General features: G+C 64.3%; 15 protein-coding genes. 7 read left to right on the top strand and 8 right to left on the bottom strand.

Going from position 1 to position 19,993, the window contains the following annotated elements; translation table 11 throughout:
• Positions 1-68: 68 nt before the first annotated feature.
• From CAG33_RS02490 to CAG33_RS02470, 5 genes are all read left to right on the top strand, one after another.
• Positions 69-1,403, top strand: a complete 1,335-nt coding sequence (locus CAG33_RS02490) for a TRZ/ATZ family hydrolase (RefSeq protein ID WP_085578052.1) — start codon at positions 69-71, stop codon at positions 1,401-1,403.
• Between the two features lie 57 nt (positions 1,404-1,460).
• Positions 1,461-2,159, top strand: coding sequence for a bifunctional 2-polyprenyl-6-hydroxyphenol methylase/3-demethylubiquinol 3-O-methyltransferase UbiG (gene ubiG, locus CAG33_RS02485; protein ID WP_085578053.1), 699 nt, complete (start codon positions 1,461-1,463; stop codon positions 2,157-2,159).
• Between the two features lie 4 nt (positions 2,160-2,163).
• Entirely contained in the window at positions 2,164-2,835 is a 672-nt protein-coding gene (gene mupP / locus CAG33_RS02480) for an N-acetylmuramic acid 6-phosphate phosphatase MupP (RefSeq protein WP_085578054.1), read from the top strand.
• Positions 2,836-2,973: 138 nt separating this feature from the next.
• Positions 2,974-3,714, top strand: coding sequence for a YciK family oxidoreductase (locus tag CAG33_RS02475; RefSeq protein ID WP_085578055.1), 741 nt, complete (start codon positions 2,974-2,976; stop codon positions 3,712-3,714).
• Between the two features lie 359 nt (positions 3,715-4,073).
• Complete coding sequence (locus tag CAG33_RS02470; protein ID WP_085578056.1) at positions 4,074-5,000, top strand: GGDEF domain-containing protein; 927 nt, start codon at positions 4,074-4,076, stop codon at positions 4,998-5,000.
• A gap of 107 nt (positions 5,001-5,107) precedes the next feature.
• Here CAG33_RS02470 and CAG33_RS02465 read toward each other — a convergent pair whose 3' ends face one another.
• Both CAG33_RS02465 and CAG33_RS02460 read right to left on the bottom strand, forming a co-directional pair.
• A complete protein-coding gene (locus tag CAG33_RS02465) occupies positions 5,108-5,869 on the bottom strand; it encodes a TenA family transcriptional regulator (protein WP_371856086.1) in 762 nt (253 codons plus the stop codon).
• A gap of 79 nt (positions 5,870-5,948) precedes the next feature.
• Positions 5,949-8,408 (bottom strand): EAL domain-containing protein, encoded by a 2,460-nt coding sequence (locus CAG33_RS02460; RefSeq protein WP_085578058.1) that lies wholly within the window; start codon positions 8,406-8,408, stop codon positions 5,949-5,951.
• A 217-nt stretch (positions 8,409-8,625) separates the two neighbouring features.
• On the opposite strand from CAG33_RS02460, the gene CAG33_RS02455 reads away from it, so the two are divergent.
• Positions 8,626-12,783, top strand: a complete 4,158-nt coding sequence (locus CAG33_RS02455; protein WP_085636793.1) for a deaminase domain-containing protein — start codon at positions 8,626-8,628, stop codon at positions 12,781-12,783.
• Position 12,784: 1 nt separating this feature from the next.
• Here the strand turns inward: CAG33_RS02455 and CAG33_RS02450 are convergent, their stop codons facing one another.
• The 5 genes from CAG33_RS02450 to CAG33_RS02430 form a co-directional block, all read right to left on the bottom strand.
• Entirely contained in the window at positions 12,785-14,602 is a 1,818-nt protein-coding gene (locus tag CAG33_RS02450) for an ABC transporter ATP-binding protein (RefSeq protein ID WP_085636760.1), read from the bottom strand.
• Positions 14,595-15,197, bottom strand: coding sequence for a DsbA family protein (locus tag CAG33_RS02445; protein WP_170929936.1), 603 nt, complete (start codon positions 15,195-15,197; stop codon positions 14,595-14,597). The genes CAG33_RS02450 and CAG33_RS02445 overlap by 8 nt, the downstream gene beginning before the upstream one ends.
• A gap of 36 nt (positions 15,198-15,233) precedes the next feature.
• Positions 15,234-16,175, bottom strand: coding sequence for a rhodanese-related sulfurtransferase (locus CAG33_RS02440; RefSeq protein ID WP_085629751.1), 942 nt, complete (start codon positions 16,173-16,175; stop codon positions 15,234-15,236).
• A gap of 102 nt (positions 16,176-16,277) precedes the next feature.
• A complete protein-coding gene (locus CAG33_RS02435) occupies positions 16,278-16,577 on the bottom strand; it encodes a BolA family transcriptional regulator (RefSeq protein WP_085578062.1) in 300 nt (99 codons plus the stop codon).
• A gap of 12 nt (positions 16,578-16,589) precedes the next feature.
• Positions 16,590-17,111, bottom strand: a complete 522-nt coding sequence (locus tag CAG33_RS02430; RefSeq protein WP_085578063.1) for a DUF2059 domain-containing protein — start codon at positions 17,109-17,111, stop codon at positions 16,590-16,592.
• 193 nt (positions 17,112-17,304) lie between these two features.
• Here CAG33_RS02430 and CAG33_RS02425 point away from each other — a divergent pair, with 193 nt between their 5' ends.
• Entirely contained in the window at positions 17,305-18,699 is a 1,395-nt protein-coding gene (locus tag CAG33_RS02425) for a class II fumarate hydratase (RefSeq protein WP_085578064.1), read from the top strand.
• Positions 18,700-18,885: 186 nt separating this feature from the next.
• On the opposite strand, the gene CAG33_RS02420 is transcribed toward CAG33_RS02425, so the two are convergent.
• Entirely contained in the window at positions 18,886-19,845 is a 960-nt protein-coding gene (locus CAG33_RS02420) for a DMT family transporter (RefSeq protein WP_085636756.1), read from the bottom strand.
• Positions 19,846-19,993: the final 148 nt, after the last annotated feature.

Genomic DNA, 19,993 nt, shown 5'->3' with positions numbered 1-19,993 from the left:
CGATCCCCCCGCGAAGACGCTCGGGTATACTTCGCCATCCTTCACAAAAGCCCTGGAACCGATCCTCGATGCCGAAACCTGCCATTGCGCTCGACTTACTCTTGCTGCCGACCTGGCTGGTACCCGTCGAACCCGCAGGCGTGGTGCTCAAAGACCACGGCCTGGGCATCCGCGACGGTCGCATCGCGTTCATCGGCCCGCGCGCCGAAGCGCTCAAGTGCGACGCCGCTCAGGTTCGCGAGTTGCCGGACACGCTGCTCAGCCCAGGCCTGATCAACGCCCACGGCCACGCCGCGATGACCCTGTTCCGTGGCCTGGCCGACGACCTGCCGCTGATGACCTGGCTTGAGAACCACATCTGGCCCGCCGAAGCCAAGTGGGTCGACGAGGCGTTCGTGCGCGACGGCACGGACCTGGCCATCGCCGAGCAGATAAAAGGCGGCATCACCTGTTTCTCGGACATGTATTTCTTCCCGAAGGTTGCCTGCGAGCGCGTGCACAACAGCGGAATCCGCGCGCAGATCGCCATCCCGATCCTGGATTTCCCGATTCCGGGCGCCGCCGACGCCGACGAAGCCATCCGTCAGGGCGTCGAGCTGTTCGGCGACCTCAAGCACCACGAGCGCATCAAGGTCACCTTCGGCCCCCACGCACCCTACACCGTGGGCGACGAGAACCTGGAAAAGATCCGGGTGATCGCCGAAGAGCTCGACGCCTCCATCCACATGCACGTCCATGAGACCGCGTTCGAGGTGCAGCAGGCCACCGAACAGCGCGGCGAGCGCCCGCTGGCCCGCCTCGGCCGCCTCGGCCTGCTCGGCCCGCGCTTCCAGGCCGTGCACATGACCCAGATCAGCGATGACGACCTGGCGTTGCTGGTAGAAAGCAACACCAGCGTGATCCACTGTCCGGAATCGAACCTGAAGCTGGCCAGCGGCTTCTGCCCGGTGGAGCGGCTGTGGCAGGCCGGCGTCAACGTGGCGGTCGGCACCGACGGCGCGGCCAGCAACAATGACCTGGACCTGCTGGGCGAGACCCGCACCGCCGCGCTGCTGGCCAAGGCCGTCGCCGGCTCGGCCACCGCGCTGGACGCCCACCGGGCGCTGCGCATGGCCACCCTCAACGGCGCCCGGGCGCTGGGCATCGACGCGCAGACCGGCTCGCTGGAGCTCGGCAAGGCGGCGGACATCGTCGCCTTCGACCTCTCGGGGCTTGCGCAGCAACCGGTCTACGACCCGGTTTCGCAACTGATTTATGCCACCGGACGCGACTGCGTGAAACACCTTTGGGTCGCCGGCAAGCCACTGCTCGACGACCGGCGCCTGACGCGCATGGACGAACAGCAGCTGGGCGAGACCGCCCGGGCCTGGGGCCTGCGCATCAGCGGCCGCACCGAATCGTAAACACCCCGGGGCAGGCTCCGGGGCTACAGACCTTTTCAGTTTTTCGAGGATTCAATGATGAGCAACGTCGACCACGCCGAAATCGCCAAGTTCGAGGCCCTGGCCCATCGCTGGTGGGACCGCGAAAGCGAGTTCAAACCGCTGCACGACATCAACCCGCTGCGGGTCAACTGGATCGACGAGCGGGCAAGCCTGGCCGGCAAGAAAGTCCTCGACGTCGGCTGCGGCGGCGGCATCCTCAGCGAGGCCATGGCCCAGCGCGGCGCCACGGTCATGGGCATCGACATGGGTGAAGCGCCGCTGGCGGTGGCGCAGCTGCATCAGCTGGAGTCGGGCGTGAACGTCGAATACCGGCAGATCACCGCCGAGGCCCTGGCCGAGGAAATGCCCGAGCAGTTCGACGTGGTCACCTGCCTTGAGATGCTCGAGCACGTGCCGGACCCGTCTTCGGTGATCCGCGCCTGCATGCGCATGGTCAAGCCCGGCGGCCAGGTGTTCTTCTCCACCATCAACCGCAACCCCAAGGCTTACCTGTTCGCCATCATCGGCGCCGAATACATCATGAAGCTGCTGCCGCGCGGCACCCACGACTTCAAGAAGTTCATCCGCCCGTCCGAGCTGGGCGCCTGGAGCCGCGCCGCCGGCCTCACCGTCAAGGACATCATCGGCCTGACCTACAACCCGCTGACCAAGCACTACAAGCTGGCGGCGGACGTCGACGTCAACTACATGATCCAGACCCTGCGCGAGGAGTGAGCCGATGACCATCAGAGCAGTCCTTTTCGACATGGACGGCACCCTGCTCGACACCGCGCCGGACTTCATCGCCATCTGCCAGGCGATGCGCGCGGAGCGCGGCCTGGCGCCGATGAACGACAAGCACATCCGCGACGAGATCTCCGGCGGCGCCCGGGCCATGGTGGCGGTGACGTTCTCCATGGATCCGGAATCGCCGGGCTTCGAGGAACTGCGCCAGGAGTTTCTGGAGCGCTACATGGCCGGCTGCGCCGTGCACAGCAAGCTGTTCGACGGCATGGGCGAGCTGCTGGCGGACATCGAAAAGGCCAACCTGACCTGGGGCGTTGTCACCAACAAGCCGGTGCGCTTCGCCGAACCGATCATGCAGCAGCTGGGGCTGGCCGAGCGCTCGGCGCTGCTGATCTGCCCGGATCACGTGAAGAACAGCAAACCGGATCCGGAGCCGCTGATCCTGGCCTGCAAGATGCTCGACCTGGATCCGGCCAGCGTGCTGTTCGTCGGCGATGACCTGCGCGACATCGAGTCCGGGCGCGACGCCGGCACCAAGACCGCCGCCGTGACCTACGGCTACATTCACCCGGACGACAACCCGCGCCACTGGGGCGCGGACGTGGTGGTGGATCACCCGCTGGAGCTGCGCAAGGTCATCGACAGCGCGCTGTGCAGCTGCTGAATGCAGGAGCCGCTCACCTGACGCCTTCGCGGGCAGGCCCACTCCCCCAGGCCCTGCGAAATACCTGTGGGAGCGGGCTTGCCCGCGATGACCGCGCAGCGGTCGCTTGGAAGCACTTACCGTTTTGTTGAGGTTTTTATGTTTGACTACTCCGCCCGCCCCGAACTGCTCAAGGACCGCGTCATCCTGGTCACCGGCGCCGGCCGCGGCATCGGCGCCGCTGCCGCGAAAGCCTACGCCGCCCACGGCGCGACCGTGCTGCTGCTGGGCAAGACCGAAGCCAACCTGACCCAGGTCTACGACGAGATCGAAGCGGCCGGCCATCCGCAGCCGGCGGTGATCCCGTTCAACCTCGAGACCGCCCTGCCCCACCAGTACGATGAGCTGGCGGCGATGATCGAGACCGAATTCGGCCACCTCGACGGCTTGCTGCACAACGCCTCGATCATCGGCCCGCGCACCCCGATCGAACAGCTCTCGGGCGAAAACTTCATGCGTGTCATGCAGGTCAACGTCAACGCCATGTTCATGCTGACCAGCACCCTGCTGCCGCTGCTCAAGCTGTCGCAGGACGCCTCGGTGGTGTTCACCTCCAGCAGCGTCGGACGCAAGGGCCGCGCCTACTGGGGCGCCTACGGCGTCTCCAAGTTCGCCACCGAGGGCCTGATGCAGACCCTGGCCGACGAAGTCGACACCGTGGCTCCGGTGCGCGCCAACAGCATCAACCCGGGAGCGACCCGCACCAGCATGCGCGCGCAGGCGTACCCGGGGGAAAACCCGCTGAACAACCCGACGCCCGAGGAGATCATGCCGGTCTATCTGTACCTCATGGGCCCGGACAGCGCAGGCATCAACGGGCAGGCGTTCAACGCCCAGTGATGCCATACGTCGCTTTTGTTGCCGCGGCGGTTTCCCGTCGCGGCAGGTTTTTACCGCTCATCCGTGACCGCATCAGTCAATAAACCAGCGCCTCGCTCCTCCCTTCAGTCACAACCCATTGATTCGTAACGATTTAAAAGATTGCGAACTGAATGGCACGACTTTCGCTCTAAATTTCCTCAAAGCACGCCGTGTGAAGGCAGTCGGGCGGGGCTTGATTCGATAGCTGACTAATCGACATCAAGCAGACTAAACTTGCGCCAAATGTCCTACGGGACTGATGGATCAGTATGACGCGCAGCCCATAGCCGCTTCACCCAGCCTGTAAGACAGACTTACTGCTTAGGGGCTCACGCCATATGAAATCACCCTCCCAGACCACTGCAATTGATTTTGACAGCGCAAAATTGCAACGCCTGGGCTTCGGTCAACAGCCTCCGCTTCTGGAACGGCCGGTCACTGTCGCGCAATTGCGCCAGCAACTGGGCCTGCAGCTGCAAACCAGTCTTGAGCCGCAACGCATCCTCGGCCTGTTTTTTCGCGAAGTTCAGCGCCTGGTGCCCCTCGACGCCCTGAGCTATCAGCACCAGAGCAGCGACCTGCGCCTGGAATTCGGTACCCGCGGCCGTCACTCGGTCAGCTACAGCCTCAGCCATGAAGGCGAGCACATGGGCGAACTGGTGTTCCGCCGCAACGAGCGCTTCAGCGAACAGGACCAGGGCCATCTCGAATCGCTGCTGTCGGCGCTGCTGTATCCGATGCGCAACGCCCTGCTCTATCGGGCGGCGACCCAAAGCGCGCTGCGCGATCCACTGACCGGCACCGGCAACCGCATCGCCATGGAGCAGACCCTGCAGAGGGAAATCGAGATGGCGCGCCGGCACCAACAGCCGCTGTCGCTGCTGATGCTGGACATCGATCACTTCAAGCGGGTCAACGACATCCACGGGCACACCGCCGGCGACGATGTGCTGAAGGCCGTGGCGGCCTCGATCAAGAGCCAACTGCGCAACGTCGACATGGTGTTCCGCTACGGCGGGGAAGAGTTTCTGGTTCTGCTGTCGAACACCGGCCGCGAGGCGGCGGCGATGGTCGGAGAACGCCTGCGCCAGGCTACCCAGGCCCAGGACTATTACGCCAGCAACCAGTTGATCGAACTGACCGTGAGCCTGGGTTGCTCGACCCTGTTGCCGGGCGAATCGGTCGACAGCCTGCTGCGCCGGGCCGACAGCGCGCTGTACGTGGCCAAGCGCGAGGGACGCAACCGCCTCACCATGGCGGGCTGACGGCCCGTCTTCGTTCCGTCAGGCGGCGCGCCCGCTGGCGCCATTGCCAGCAGGCCGGCTCCCGCAGGTTCCGTGACGCAACCGAACTTCCTGCGGGAGCAACCTGATCAGCTTTCGACCAGTTCCCGCCGCTCGCGCCCGGCCATCACCCGCTCCGCCGGCTCCAGCTGCATGCACCGCTCAAGGAACAGGTACATGTAGTCGTAGCTCTTGCAGATGGCCTGACGCAGCTCGACCTGCAGCGCCTTGCTCGGGTTCAGGCCCGCCAGCGTGCAGATGATCTCCAGCGCTTCCCAGGGGTGCGCATCGTCGTACTGGGCGTGCATCTTCAGCCATTTCATGGCCCGCTTGCGGTCTTCCTCAGGGAAGGCGGCGGCATAGACGCCGGTGGAGCAGACCAGCGCCGACCACTCCCCGGTCGCGCCTTCGATGGCGTAGTTGGTGGCGGCGATGGCCACGATGAGCGAGTCCGCCGAGCTGGTGTGCCAGCACCAGTGGCTCAAGGCATGCAGCTCCGGCGGCACTTGCTGGGCCTGCAGGTCTTCCAGGCTCACCCCATGGGCCCGGCTCCAGTTCAGCCAATAGTCGGCGTGGTTGAGCTCGACGCGAATGTTGCGCATCAGCCAGCGCCGCGCCATGTCTTCGCCGGGATGGCGGGCGAACTTGGTCTTGGTGAGGTTCTGCGCCATGTACAACGCAAATTGCTCGACCACCGGCCAGCCCCCGATCAGGTACTGACGCATGGTCTTGGCACTCAGTTTGTTGTCCCGCATGCGCAGATACAGTTCATGTTCGACAACCCGGCGTTTGCTCTCGCTGCAATCCTGGATCAACTGTTGCGCCCAGGCTGGGTAACTAGCGGCTTCCATGAGTGGACCGGTTCGGTTGAATGTGTCGATCACTGTTCGGCTCCTTTTGATTTGTGATTGTAAGGATCGGCGAGAGTCTTCAACGGAACGTGCCAGGCGCTTTGAACAACAGCGGCTGCGGCCTGGCGGGCCGACTTTGCAAACTGTCACAGGTGAACAACTGCGGGCGGTCGATGACATAACCCTGAGCGTAATCCACGCCGATTTCAAGCAATGCCTGCTCGATCTGCGGCGTTTCGGCAAACTCGGCAATCGTCCGCTTGCCCATGACATGCCCGATGTGATTGATCACTTCGACCATTGCGCGGTTAATCGGGTCGTCCAGCATGTCCTTTACGAAACTCCCGTCGATCTTCAGGAAGTCTACAGGCAAATGTTTGAGATACGCGAACGAAGACATTCCGGCGCAAAAGTCATCGAGCGAAAAGAAACAACCTAAACCTTTGAGCTCATTGATAAATCGAATGGCGCTGCCGAGATTGGCGATTGCACTGGTTTCGGTGATTTCAAAACAAATCATTTCAGGCGGAACATTGTAATTAACAAACTGTTCACGCAAGAAGTGCAAGAACGCATCATCTCCGATAGTTATGCCTGAAAGATTAATCGCACACATCGCCAACGGCCCAGGACACTCCTCTTCAATGCATTGGCCAATGACCTTGAATACGTTCTGCACCACCCAACGGTCCAGCGACGTCATCAGGCCGTAGCGCTCGGCCGCCGGAATGAAACTGTCCGGGAGGATCATGCGCCCGGCCTCGTCATGCAGGCGCAACAGGATCTCGATGTGCCCGCGCGCGCCGTCGGCGGGGCCCAGCGGCGCGATCTCCTGGGCGTACAGGCAAAAGCGGTTTTCCTCCAGCGCCATATGCAGGCGCTGCACCCAGGCCATTTCGCCGAAGCGCAGCGACAGCTCCGAATCGTCGGCGTGATAGACCTGCACCCGGTTGCGGCCCTTCTCCTTGGCCATGTAGCAGGCCATGTCAGCGGCGCGCAGGGACGCTTCAAGGGTGGTAGGGGTCTGGGCGATGTGCACCAAGCCGACGCTCACGGTGGTCAGGAAGGGCCTGCCCTTCCAGACGAAATGCAGGTTCTGCACGGTCTGGCGCAGGCCCTCGGCGATCTTTTCCGCGGCCTCCGGCGCGCAGTTCTCCAGCAAGACGCCGAACTCGTCACCGCCCAGCCGCGCCAACGTATCGCCCTCGCGCAGACCGGACTGCAGCAGCGCGCAGATGTGCCGCAGCAACTCGTCCCCCGCCGCGTGGCCGCAGGTGTCGTTGACCAGCTTGAACTGGTCCAGGTCGAGAAACATCAACGCATGCCGCCCGGCCTGGCGGGACAGGTTATGCAGGGCCTGCTCCAGGCGGTATTCGAACTCCCGGCGGTTGGCCAGCCCGGTCAGCGCATCGTGGGTGGCCTGCCACGACAGATTGGCGATGTATTGACGCTCCTGGGTCATGTCGTGCAGCACCAGCACCGAGCCGCTGACTTTGCCGGCGTTGCGGATCGGCGCCCCCACCAGGGTCACCGACACCGTGCTGCCGTCCAGGCGCTGGATGAGCCTTGAATGCTCGCTGCCGCCGGTGAGCTGGCCGCTCAGGATGCGTTCGATCAGCGTCGGGCCTTCGGCCTGGGCATTGTCGTCCAGCAGGTTGAACAGCGCCGCCAGCGGCAGGCCGGCGGCCTGCTCCGCCTTCCAGTGGCTCAGGGCTTCGGCGGCGGGGTTCATGTAGTCGATCGCACCGTTGACGTCGGTGGTGATCACGCCGTCGCCGATCGAGTGCAAGGTGATGTGGGCGCGGTCCTTTTCCAGTTGCAGCGCCTCGGCGAACGCGTGCCGCTGCTTGAGCAGCTTGCGGGTGCGCCACAGGGCCAGCACGATCAGGCCCAGCGCCGTGGCCAGGTTGGTGAACAGCAACAAGCGCAGGATCACCCGCGATCCTTCACCCAACGCGTCGCTGAACGCCTTCGCCGCAGGCGTCACGCCATCGTTGATCGCAAAGATGCGCCCCTTCCAGCGTCGAATGTCTTCATCGCCGGCGGCGTTTGCGCTGATTTTCTCGTGCATCTCCCGGGCCACGCCGTCGAGCTCCACCAGATAGGCGTCGCCCAGGGTCCAGCGGTCGATGGCGGTCTCCAGATAGCTGAAGTGCCGGAAATTGAGGTACAGCCAGATCAGGCTGGAGACATCGTCGGGATGGTTGCCGCCCTTGAGGATGCCCTCCCGCGCCGCCTGCAGGTCGGGCGGACGCCGATCCAGGGCCAGACGCAGTTGATGCCCGCCCTGGGGCACGGCGATCGCGTTCTGGTACTTGAGGTAGATCGCCTCGTCGCGGCTGTCGGCGTAGAGGTTGAGGTAATAGATGGCGTCCTTCTGGCCCTTGGACCAGAGGCTCTCGCCTGCGACATAGCCACGTACCGCCGACAGGACGTAAAGGCTCACGCCCCCCAACAGAGCCTGAAACAGCACGACGGCGATGAATGGCCAGACGATGCCCAGCAACCGCGGCGTTCCGAGAGTACGCGTTCGAGTCATGTGGTTCCTTGCATGGTCACTGCCTGATCGTCCGTCTCTATCAGACCATCTCCCCAAGACTAGGAGGCCTTGCGGGTTACGGCAAGCGGCTGATCGGCCACCCTGCGGCAGAATCGTGCGCCCTGCATATGTACCGCCAACCGGGACGCGGACGCCGATTTACTGGGCACTCCGGATTCCCGACATGCCTGTCGGGACCATCGCCAAGGACTGCGACATGACCCAGACAACCGAAACGGCAACCGACACGACCGTCACCGATGAACATCGCGCGCGGCAGGCGCTCGGTCTCGATGACGTCCCGAGCGTGGAACGGCTGATCCGTCAGCCCGGTGCCAAGGACCGAAAACTGTTCCGATGGCTGCAGCGCCACCATCGCGCCACCCTCCAAGCGCTGACGCTCGAAGACTTCGCGGCAAAGCGTCGCGACGCGCTGATCGTCACCACGGTGAAGCACTTCATGGCCGGCCGGCCGTCGCTGATCAGGAGGCTGGGCGCCGATGTACTGCGCTCCGTCAGCGAAAAGGAATTGCGCGCAACACCTTGGGCACTCCTGTCAAAAGTGCTGGAATCGCCGCCGGCGCAGGAGCTCACCGGCCGCCTGCTCCAGACGCTGAGGTGGCATGGCGCCGCCCCCGGCGAGCAGACCCCGGACTCATTGCGCCATCAGTTGCTGTGCCGGGCCATCACCGTCTACTCGTCCGGGCCGACGACGGACGATCCGCAAACCCTGGCCGGCTTCCGCTGGGGGGATCCTGCCCTCTGGGGCCATGGCTATCAGACCCTGCGCGAGCGCTTCGAACAGCACTTGCGGCAGACGGGAGCGGCTCGAACCGCCAAGGAAGCGATTTTGCTGGCCCATGTGCTGCAGACCCGGCTGTCAAAGGACTTCGCCGTGCGAGACATCCCCTGCGACCTTCGCTACAAGAGCTCGGTGGTGTGGGTGAACTTCATGCACGGTGTGCTGTTGTCCGAGGAACTGAGCCTGGATGATGCACAGCCGCTGTCGTTCCAGCAGCTCGTCGACCTGCCTCTGGAGCGCAGCGTCGATGCCTCCGCGCAGGAACTGGCGATGATCACACGGTTGCGGCTGACGCCCGCACTGGAGTGGGCGGTGTGCAACGGGGTGATTCGCTCCCGTCCCGCCGGCGATTACGAAAAGGCCGATATCGAACAGGTGTTCAGAGCCCTGGAGGCTCACGAAACCAGCCTGATCAACGCTGTGCTGGCACTGGACTCGCCGCCTCCAGAGAGAATGAAGATGGCCAAACAGATCAAGGACCGCCTGTTCGGCGCCGACGCGTTCGAGTCCGACGGCCGCACACTTCTGCCGAACAGCCCCTCGAACAAGTACGGACACGGGCGCGTACCGACCCACACGCATCGAGGCAATACGTTTGTCGATGTCTATGCCGACGGACAATTCGAAAACGCCAGGAAGTGGTTTGTCACCAAGACTGACGGCAGGACACACAACGGCCACTGGATCAGGATCGACGGCCAGAGGATCGTCCACCACGAGGCAGAGGAAGCCCGGGGCAATGGAACGCTGCCGGTCATCTTTCTGGGAAGACCCAATCCAAACGGCAAGACACTGCCTGACATCAATGCTTTGTTCGAGGACAGTTTCAGCCTTTACCTTTCGACCGCCAGGGCCGCCTACCGGACCCTGATCACCGGCCTGCTGGCCTCTTTGCCGCTCAGCGACCGCCGTTTGCTGGAAACGGGCGAGATCCGTGTGCTGTGCCTGCGCAAGGTGCTGGGCGCAGGCCGAGGGCTTGAGACGGTTCAGGCAAGAAAGGGATTTCTTCTGGAGGTGCTCATCGACGATGACGCCCATTACTACGAGCTCATTCCGAGCGCCGGGATCGTTCGCCGACACACCGCCCTGAAGTTCGTCCTCTCCAGCGCGGAGGGCACCGAATACCCCTTGCGCGCCCCGATCTCGGGGAAACCGTTTGACCCGGCGGCCCACCATGACCTGTTGCTCGACTGGAACGCACACTTGAACGGCACGCCGCCCAAGAATGCAGCCTATTGCATTGCCTACATTGACGAAGTCGCCCATTTGTCCGCCGCCACGTCAACCGCCCCGGCCAACCGCGACGAAGGCCCCACGAGCTGGCACTCCCCAAGAATCATGGCACTGGCGCAATGCGTCGCTTCCGAGTTTCTGTTTGTCGACGAACACCGCTTGCGCACCCAGGCCCGTGGCTTGACCGTCTTCGACGAGCAAAGGGCCAGGGAGGCAGAGCGCTGGGAAACGCTGCTGGCGATCATCAAGGGACTGGTGCCTTTCTGGGGCAGCACTGAAGACCTTCAGTCCGAGAAGACCACCGACAGGATCATGGGCGGCATTGCGCTCTTCCTGGATCTGGCGTCCTTTCTTTTTCCTGTCGGCAAGTTCATATCGGGCTCGGTGCGCCTCGCCAGGGTCGGCGCCAAAGCCTCACAAATGGCGGTAAAGGCCAGTCTGCCTACATTCTCCACGCTGTCGCGCAAACTTTTTGTCAGCTCACTGAACAACCTGAATCCGCTCGACGGCCTGCCGACGCTGTTAAAGTCCCTGGTCAGCGGCGTACGCCTGGCAGGTCAGACCGGCCTGCACGCGCTCAAGAACCTGAGCACGGGAAAAAAATCCTTTCCCCCGCTCCATGACGGTTCCTACGCAATCGACCCTGCGCGCTGGAAGCCCATGACCGAGCGCGACCGACTGGCAACGGTCAACGGAACGGATGACGTGTGGGTGCGCAACACCCGCCCATCGAATCCGGCGCGGCACCATCGGGTCGATCCGTCGACAGCGTTGCCCTACGGCCCCCGCCTGTCCCTTTACCCCAAGGATTTCGTGCAGGGACAGTCATCCTTCCCGATGCTGCCGCCGACCGACACCCATGCGCTGGCCTTGATTCCCGAAAAGGCGCATGTCCGGGAACTGCTCGAAGTCGACGGCCGCACAACGCTGCTGATCGATGACATTCCCTATCGGCTGGACGGCGATCAACTGCGCCGCGCCGACCTGATCGACGATCGGGTGATGCACAAACCCTTGCCTTGCCGGGCAAAGCGTTCGCCGGGAGATGAAGTCTGCCGCACGATCTATGTCACCCGGGAACCGGCCCCGACGCCCCCCATCGGCAGCCAGGACGAAAGCAAGGGCTGGGCGCCGTGGTTCGGCGATTTCCTCTACCAACCCGCCGTCGCAAGACAGCCGACAGCGTTGAAGGCCCTCAAAGGCATCAGAGGGCTCAAGGCCTACGTCAATTTCCAGAAAGGGATCTACGCACGGATCAAGGCAAGGATTCCCTATGGGCGACGCAATCTGTTCGACGAGTTCAAGGTCGGCGCCATCCTTGTCCCGTCGAAGGACGAATCAACGCGCTACCTGTTCACTCGGCTCTATGCAGGCGATTTCTATGTCGCCGAACTGGCGCCGGGCCAGAACATCTTTCCGCCGCTGCCCTTGCGCAAGGCAGATACCTTGCCCGCAGACCTGGCCGAAGAACTGAAGACGGTCTACACAGGCTCGCTCAACGCCAACAACATGGTCAGGATCCACGGAAAGGCGCTGGTGGAGCGCGCGCTGAAAACCATGGAGGAGATCGCCATTCCGATCGGCGGACATGCCAATCCTCCGCAAACGCTGAAGCGGCTCAAGGTCGACACCAGCCCGGGGGAAGCCCTGCTCTTTGACCACGCCACACGCATGATGGTCAGCCGCCTCCCGGCCGGAACCGCCTCATGGTCGCGCAGCAAGACCGCCGACGAATCCTTCCGCCGCCGGGCCGCCGAGATATTCGATACCTTGTTCGGGGAAAAGACCATTGCCGTCAAACCGAACAGTGACCTGAAAATCAACAAGGCGATGGACAAGTTTCAGAACCTGTTGCCTGAGCAACAGAGAACGACGAATGCGCGCAACATCGCGTATGCCGACGTCGAGACGGCAACCGGAGCTCGCGAAGTCTACGTAAGCGTTTCCGGCGGACAAGGATTGACGGGGGAACTGCCGCTGTTCAAGTCGGCGTCGGCCCAAGAGAAGGTTGTCGTCGACGGCACCACCTACATCAACGCTGACTTCGGTCAGGACGTTGCCAGAACGTCGTTGGGCGTCTCCGGCGAAGGAAAGGTGTACGCGATTCCCCTTACGATCCTCGACGTGGAAACCTACACGCCGGCAAGGACCGGCCGACCGACCTCGCTGGACAGCGAGGCCAAGCTGATCGCCCTCCTCAGGGAACGGTATCCGGACAAAAACAGGCTCAGATCGGTGGACGTGGCCACGACCATGCCGCCCTGCACCAGTTGTTCGGTCGTCATCAAGGAGTTCGGGTACGACGGTTCGGCAGAGGCGCTGAACATCCTGTGGGGCTGACCTACAGCCGCTGCAGGTGCCCGTAGAGCTTGGCGTACAGCCCGCCGTCGGCGATCAGTTGCTGGTGGTCGCCGTCTTCGGCCACCTGCCCGCCGTCGAACACCAGCACCCGGTCGGCCTGTTTCACCGCCGACAGGCGATGGGCGATGATCAGGGTGGTACGGCCGTCGAGGAACCGCGCCAGGGCCTGGTGCAGGTTGTACTCGGTGGCGGCGTCGAGGGCCGAGGTGGCTTCGTCGAGGATCACCACTTTCGGCTCGGCCAGGATCATCCGCGCGATCGCCAGGCGCTGGCGCTGCCCGCCGGACAGGCGTACGCCGGAGCGGCCGACGATGCTGTCCAGGCCATCGGGCAGCGCACGGATGGCGGGTTCGAGCTGAGCGATCTGCAACGCCTGCCAGCAGGCCTCGTCGCTGCGGGTGCGGCCCATGGTCAGGTTGGCCCGCACCGTGTCGTTGAACAGCGCCGGATGCTGCAGCACCACCGCCACGTTTTCCCGTACCGTCTCCAGGCCGATGTCCTGCTGGGTGCAGCCGCCGAAGCGGATGGTGCCGGCCAGCGGCGTGTACAGCCCCAGCAGCAGTTGCACCAGGGTGCTCTTGCCGCCGCCGCTGGCGCCGACGATGGCCACCTTCTCGCCGGGGGCGATGGACAGATCCATCCGGTCCAGCACCAGCTCGTCGCCGTAGCCGAAGCTCAGGCCCTGCACCTGGATGCCGACCGTCTCGCGGCCCTTGAACGGATCGATGCCGCCGGGGTACTGCGGCTCGTCGGCGCGGGCCAGCAGTTCGTTGATCCGCGACAGCGCGCCGCCCGCCGCGTAGTAGGCATATTGCAGGTTCAGCAACTGCTCGACCGGGCCGATCATGAACCACAGGTAGCTGAACACCGCGAGCATCTGGCCGATGGACAGGTCCGAGAACAGCACCGTGAGCATCGCCGCCGCGCGGAAGATGTCGATGCCGAACTGGAACAGCAGGCCGCTGGCCCGATTGGAGGCGTCGGTCTTCCACTGCGAGTTGACCGCGTAGTTGCGCACCTCCTGGGCGCGCAGGCCGAGGCGACCGAGGAAGAAGCCCTGGCGGTTGCCGGCGCGCACTTCCTGGATCGCGTCGAGGGTTTCGCTCAGCGCCTGGGTGAAGCGCGACGTGCTGTCGTTCTCCAGTTTCTTCAGGTGCTTGACCCGTTTGCCCAACTGCACCGTGGCGTAGATCACCAGCGGGTTGAACAGCAGGATCAGCAGCGCGAGCTTCCAGTGCATCCACACCAGAATGCTCGCGGTGCCCACCAGGGTCAGCATCGCCACCAGGAAACGGCTGAGGGTTTCGCCAACGAATTTGTCGAGGGTGTCCAGGTCGGTGACCAGGTGCGTGGTCACCGTGCCGCTGCCCAGGCTTTCGTATTCGCCGAGGGAGATGCGCTTGAGGCGCTCGATCAGCCGGATCCGGATGCGGTAGACGATGTCCTTGGCCAGCCGGGCGAACAACCGCGCCTGCAGCACGCCGAAGCACAGGGCGCTGCAGCGCAGGGTCAAGGTCACCAGCAGCATGAGGCCGATGTAACCGGCCGCCTGCTGCCACATCGACGGCAGCACGTGGTTCATGACCTTGAGCGCGGCGTCGCCATGGCCCAGCAGGACTTCGTCCACCAACAGCGGCAACAGCAGCGGGATCGGCACGCTGCACAGCGTCGCCAGCACGGCCACGCCGTTGGCGATCCACAGGGATTTCTTGTGATGCAGCGCCAGTCGCCGGACTTCAGCCCAGCTCAGCCGGTCGACACGCTTGACGGCTGGCGTGTCATCGGCCGGGTCAGACACAGGCGGCGCGCTCCAGCCATCGGCCGAGCAACGGCGACAGTTCGCCCAACGGCTGATAGCCGTTGGTCAGCAGCGCCAACTGGCCGTTGCGTTCGGCCAGCAAGGTCGGGAATCCGGCGATGCCCAGGTCCTGCACCCAGCTGAAATCGGCGGCGGTGGCCGCGTGCTGCTCGGCGCGGTCGAAGGCTTCGGCGAACTCGATGCGCGGCACGCCGGCCCGCTCCGCCAGCTCCACCAGTACGCTGGCGTGGGTGACGTCGCGGCCTTCGGCGTAGAACGCGTGCTGGATCAGGCTCAGCAGTTTCCAGGCGCAGTCCGGCGCCAGGCTGCGTGCGGTGACGATGGCGCGGCAGGCAGGCTCGGTGTCGTAGACGAAACCGTCAGGCAACGCGCCTTCGAACCGGAACGGCTGGCCCGTGGCCTCGGCGACCGCGTGCCAGTGCTCAAGGATGTAGCGCCGGGTGGTCGGCTCCAGCGCCGCACCGCTGCCGGTGCGCAATCCGCCGACCACCAGGTGCAGTTCCACCCCCGCCGCCTGCGCCTGCTCGACCAGGGCCTTGGCCACCGGAGCGAACCCCCAGCACCAGGAACACATCGGATCCATCACATAGAGCAGGCGCGCAGACATGGTTCAGGCCTCGGTGGATGCTTGCTTATAGTTGTAGCCGATCGGGTGCGGCATGTTGCGCGCCTTGGCCAGTTCGATCTGCTTTTGCCGGTCGATGGCGCTGCGGCGGGTCTTCTCGCTGAGGGTGTCCCAGCAGTGCGGGCAACTGATCCCGGCCACGTAGTGTTCGGAGGCGCGATCCTCGACGCTCACCGGGTTGCGGCAGGCGTGGCATTGGTCGTAGTCGCCTTCGCTCAGGTCATGGCGCACGGTGACGCGGTTGTCGAACACGAAGCAGTCGCCCTGCCACTTGGTCTCTTCCTGCGGCACTTCTTCGAGGTACTTCAGGATCCCGCCCTTGAGGTGGTAGACCTCTTCGAAGCCTTCGCCCAGCATGTAGCTGGAGGCCTTCTCGCAACGGATGCCGCCGGTGCAGAACATCGCGACCTTCTTGTGCACGGCCGGGTCGAAATGCGCCTTGATGTAGTCCGGGAACTCGCGAAAGGTCGTGGTCTTCGGATCGATGGCGCCTTCGAAGGTGCCGATCGACACTTCGTAGTCGTTGCGCGTATCGATCAGCAGCACTTCGGGATCGCTGATCAGCGCGTTCCAGTCCTGCGGTTCGACGTAGGTGCCGACCTTCTTGTTCGGGTCGACGCCCGGGACGCCCAGGGTCACGATCTCTTTCTTGAGCTTGACCTTGGTGCGGTAGAACGGCTGCTCGTCGCAGTACGATTCTTTGTGGTCGATGTCGACCATGCGCGGGTCGTCGCGCAGCCAGGCCAGCAGCCCGTCGATGCCTTCGCGGGTGCCGGACACGGTGCCGTTGATGCCTTCCTCGGCGATCAGCAGGGTGCCTTTGATGCCGTTGTCGAGCATGGCCTTGAGCAGCGGCTCGCGCAGGTCGACGTAATTTTCGAGGGTGACGAACTTATACAGTGCCGCCACGACAATCGGTTGTGTCATGGGTGTCTCTCCAGGTGGCTACCCTCGCAAAGGGTGAACCGGATGCGAAAAAAAACGCGCCGGGTCAGCGGCGCGTTGCGGATTCTAGCAAAAAACCAAGGGTCAATGCTTGCTGCCGCCAGCGCAGGTCGGCGACGCCGGGGCGGCCCCGACCTGCGCCCATTCCTGCGGGGTGTAGGTGTGCAGCGCCAACGCATGGAACTCGCCCATCAGCTCGCCGAGCGTGCCGTAGACCTTCTGGTGGCGCTTGACCCGGTTCAGGCCCTCGAACTGGGCGCTGACCACCACGGCCTTGAAGTGGGTCTGCAGGCCGCGGCTGTGCATGTGGCTTTCGTCCAGCACCTGCAGGTGTTCAGGCTGAAGCAGGGCCAGCGTCGATTCGATGCGTTGTTGCATGGTCATCACGGACTCCGCTTACGGCTTTTTCTTGGCCGGTGCCGCGCCTTTCGGGGCCAGCTCGTTGGTCATGTCGTCCAGCAGCTTGTTGACCACCGGCACGGCGCTTTCCAGCTTGGCCTGGGTCATCTGGGCCGATTGCTGGGTCAGCTGCGGCATTTTCTCCAGGACTTTCTTGCCCAGCGGCGACTGGTAGAACGCCACCAGGTCCTTGAGCTCCGATTCGCTGAAGTTGCTGGTGTAGAGCTTGACCATGTCCGGCTTCAGCTTGTTCCAGCCGATGGCCTGGTCCAGGGCGGCGTTGGCCTTGGCCTGGTAGGTCTCCAGCACGGCTTTCTTGGATTCGGGCGCCTTGGTCTGTTCAAAGCGTTGGGCGAACATCTGCTGAACCTGCATGTACACCGGAGTGCCCAGCTTGTCGGCGTGCGCCAGGGTCAGGAAAGCTTCGGCACTGGCGTTGTGGCTGGCGGTATCGGCAAGCACCTGGCCGCTGGCGCAGACCAGGGCAACCGCGGTGCAGATGGCACGAAGACGAGTCATCGAGTTTCCTTTTCTAGCAGGCGAGGTAAAACCCCAAGGGCGACCATTCTGCGCCTGATTAACATCGGGGCTCAACCCCCGGGCCTTGCCGCGCTTGCCTGGCGGGCGTGAGCGGTCAACAATCGGTTCGATGGAACCACCTTGGCCGAAGCCGGCCTAAACAGCGCAAATCAGACCGACAGGAGTGTGCACGATGAGCCGTATCGAAACCGACAGCCTGGGCCAGATCGAGGTCCCGGACGACGCTTACTGGGGCGCTCAGACGCAACGCTCGCTGATCAACTTCGCCATCGGCCAGGAGCGCATGCCGTTGCCGGTGCTGCACGCCCTGGCGTTGATCAAGAAGGCCGCCGCCCGGGTCAACGACCGCAACGGCGACCTGCCCGCCGACATCGCCCGCCTGATCGAACAGGCCGCCGACGAAGTGCTCGACGGCCAGCACGACGACCAGTTCCCGCTGGTGGTCTGGCAGACCGGCAGCGGCACCCAGAGCAACATGAACGTCAACGAAGTGATCGCCGGGCGCGCCAACGAACTGGCCGGCAACCCGCGCGGCGGCAAGCTGCCGGTGCACCCGAACGATCACGTCAACCGCTCCCAGAGCTCCAACGACTGCTTCCCCACCGCCATGCACATCGCCACGGCCCAGGCGGTGCAGAGCCAGTTGCTGCCGGCCATCGCCGAGCTGTCCGGCGGCCTCGCGGAGCTGTCGGCGCGGCACCTGAAGCTGGTCAAGACCGGCCGCACCCACATGATGGACGCCACGCCGATCACCTTCGGCCAGGAAGTCTCCGGCTTCATCGCCCAACTGGACTACGCCGAGCGGGCGATCCGCGCCGCCCTGCCGGCGGTGTGCGAACTGGCCCAGGGCGGCACGGCCGTCGGCACCGGCCTGAACTCGCCCCACGGCTTCGCCGAAGCCATCGCGGCTGAACTGGCGGCGCTGTCCGGGCTGCCGTTCGTCACCGCGCCGAACAAGTTCGCCGCCCTCGCCGGCCACGAGCCGCTGACCACCTTGTCCGGCGCCCTGAAGACCCTCGCCGTGGCCCTGATGAAGATCGCCAACGACCTGCGCCTGCTCGGCTCAGGTCCCCGCGCAGGCTTCGCCGAAGTGAAGCTGCCGGCCAACGAGCCGGGCAGCTCTATCATGCCCGGCAAGGTCAACCCGACCCAATGCGAAGCGCTGTCGATGCTGGCCTGCCAGGTGCTGGGCAACGACGTGGCGATCGGTTTCGCCGCCAGCCAAGGCCACCTGCAACTGAACGTGTTCAAGCCGGTGATCATCCACAACCTGCTGCAATCGATCCGTCTGCTGGGGGACGGCTGCAGCAACTTCCAGCAGCACTGCATCGCCGGGCTGGAGCCGGATGCGGAGAAAATGGCGGAACACCTGGAACGCGGCCTGATGCTGGTGACGGCGCTGAACCCGCACATCGGCTACGACAAATCGGCGGAAATCGCCAAGAAGGCCTACAGCGAAGGGCTGACCCTGCGGGAGGCGGCATTGCAGCTGGGTTACCTGACCGATGAGCAGTTCGACGCCTGGGTGCGGCCGGAGAACATGCTGGAGGCCGGGGCCAAGGGCTGATCCTTGCGGCGCCTTCGCGGGCGCCATCGCCAGCAGGCTGGCTCCCACAAAAGGCTCGGGTGAATGCAGCCCCTGTGTTCACCGCAGAACCCTGTGGGAGCCAGCCTGCTGGCGATGGGGTCGGCAGAGCGCCGCCTAGATTGTGGGAGCTCGGTTTGCCCGCGATGGCGTCAGCGAGGGCCCCGCTCAGCCCGGCACGACCTTGGCCCGCCGCGCCTTGAGCCCGGCGATCAGCGAAGGCCCCAGGGCCACCAGCGCCGAACCCAGCACCACCAGCACCGCCCCGCCGTACGCCAGAAGGTTGATCTGCTCGGCGTGCACGTAGTCAGGCCAGCACCAGGCCGCCACCGCCACCGCCCCGAACGTCACCAGCGGCGTGATCGCCAACGTCGCGCTGACCCGCGACGCCTCCCAATGCGCCAGCGCCTCGGCGAACGCGCCGTAGGCGATCAGGGTGTTCATGCAGCACGCCAGCAGCAGCCAGCCCTGCAACGGGCTGAGGCCGAGCGCCTCCTGCGGATGCACCCAGGGCGTGAGCAGCAAGGCGCAGAACAGGTAGATCACCATCATCACCTGCAGCGAATTCCACACGGTCAGCAACTGCTTCTGGCCCAACGCGTAGAACGTCCACACGGTCGAGGCCAGCAGCACCAGCAGGACGCCGGCGGTGTAGTCGGACAACGACGTCAGCAGCTCCGCCAGGCGCTGGTTGAAAAACAGCGCGAAGCCGATCAGCAGCACCCCCAGGCCGATGCCCTGGCCGATGCTGAAGCGCTCCTTGAACACGAACAGGCTGGCGATCAAGAGCATGATCGGCCCCATCTGCACCACCAACTGCGCCGTGCCGGGACTGAGCAGGTTCAGGCCCATCAGGTACAGCACATAGTTGCCCACCAGCCCGAGCACCGCCATCAGCACCAGCCAGCCGCCCTTGGGCCCGAGCGCCTTGCGGCTGGGCAGGCGCCGGGTGGCCGCCAGATAGACGAACAGGCAACCGCCGGAGACCAGCAGGCGGAACCAGGTCACCGTGACCGGATCCATCGCCACCAGCACCTGCTTGAGCTTGATCGGCAGGATTCCCCACAGGAACGCCGTCAGCAAGGCCAGGAACATGCCGTACACCCAACGGCCCGATGAAATGTGCATGAGTCCCCCGGAAAACGACTGACGAGTGCGCTCATTCTAGGCGCGGCGGCCGGCGCGACACAGGGACAGTTGGGGTCAGGCCGCAAACGGAACGGTGCGGGTCGCAGCGGAATGTTGACGTACGCCCGTTGATCGGCTCGGCAGGCGC

The sequence above is a fragment of the Pseudomonas sp. B3(2017) genome (assembly GCF_002113595.1).
Classification (GTDB): domain Bacteria; phylum Pseudomonadota; class Gammaproteobacteria; order Pseudomonadales; family Pseudomonadaceae; genus Aquipseudomonas; species Aquipseudomonas ekonensis.
The sequence above is the reverse complement of the archived record's forward strand: the minus strand, read 5'-3'. Positions and strand labels throughout refer to the sequence as shown.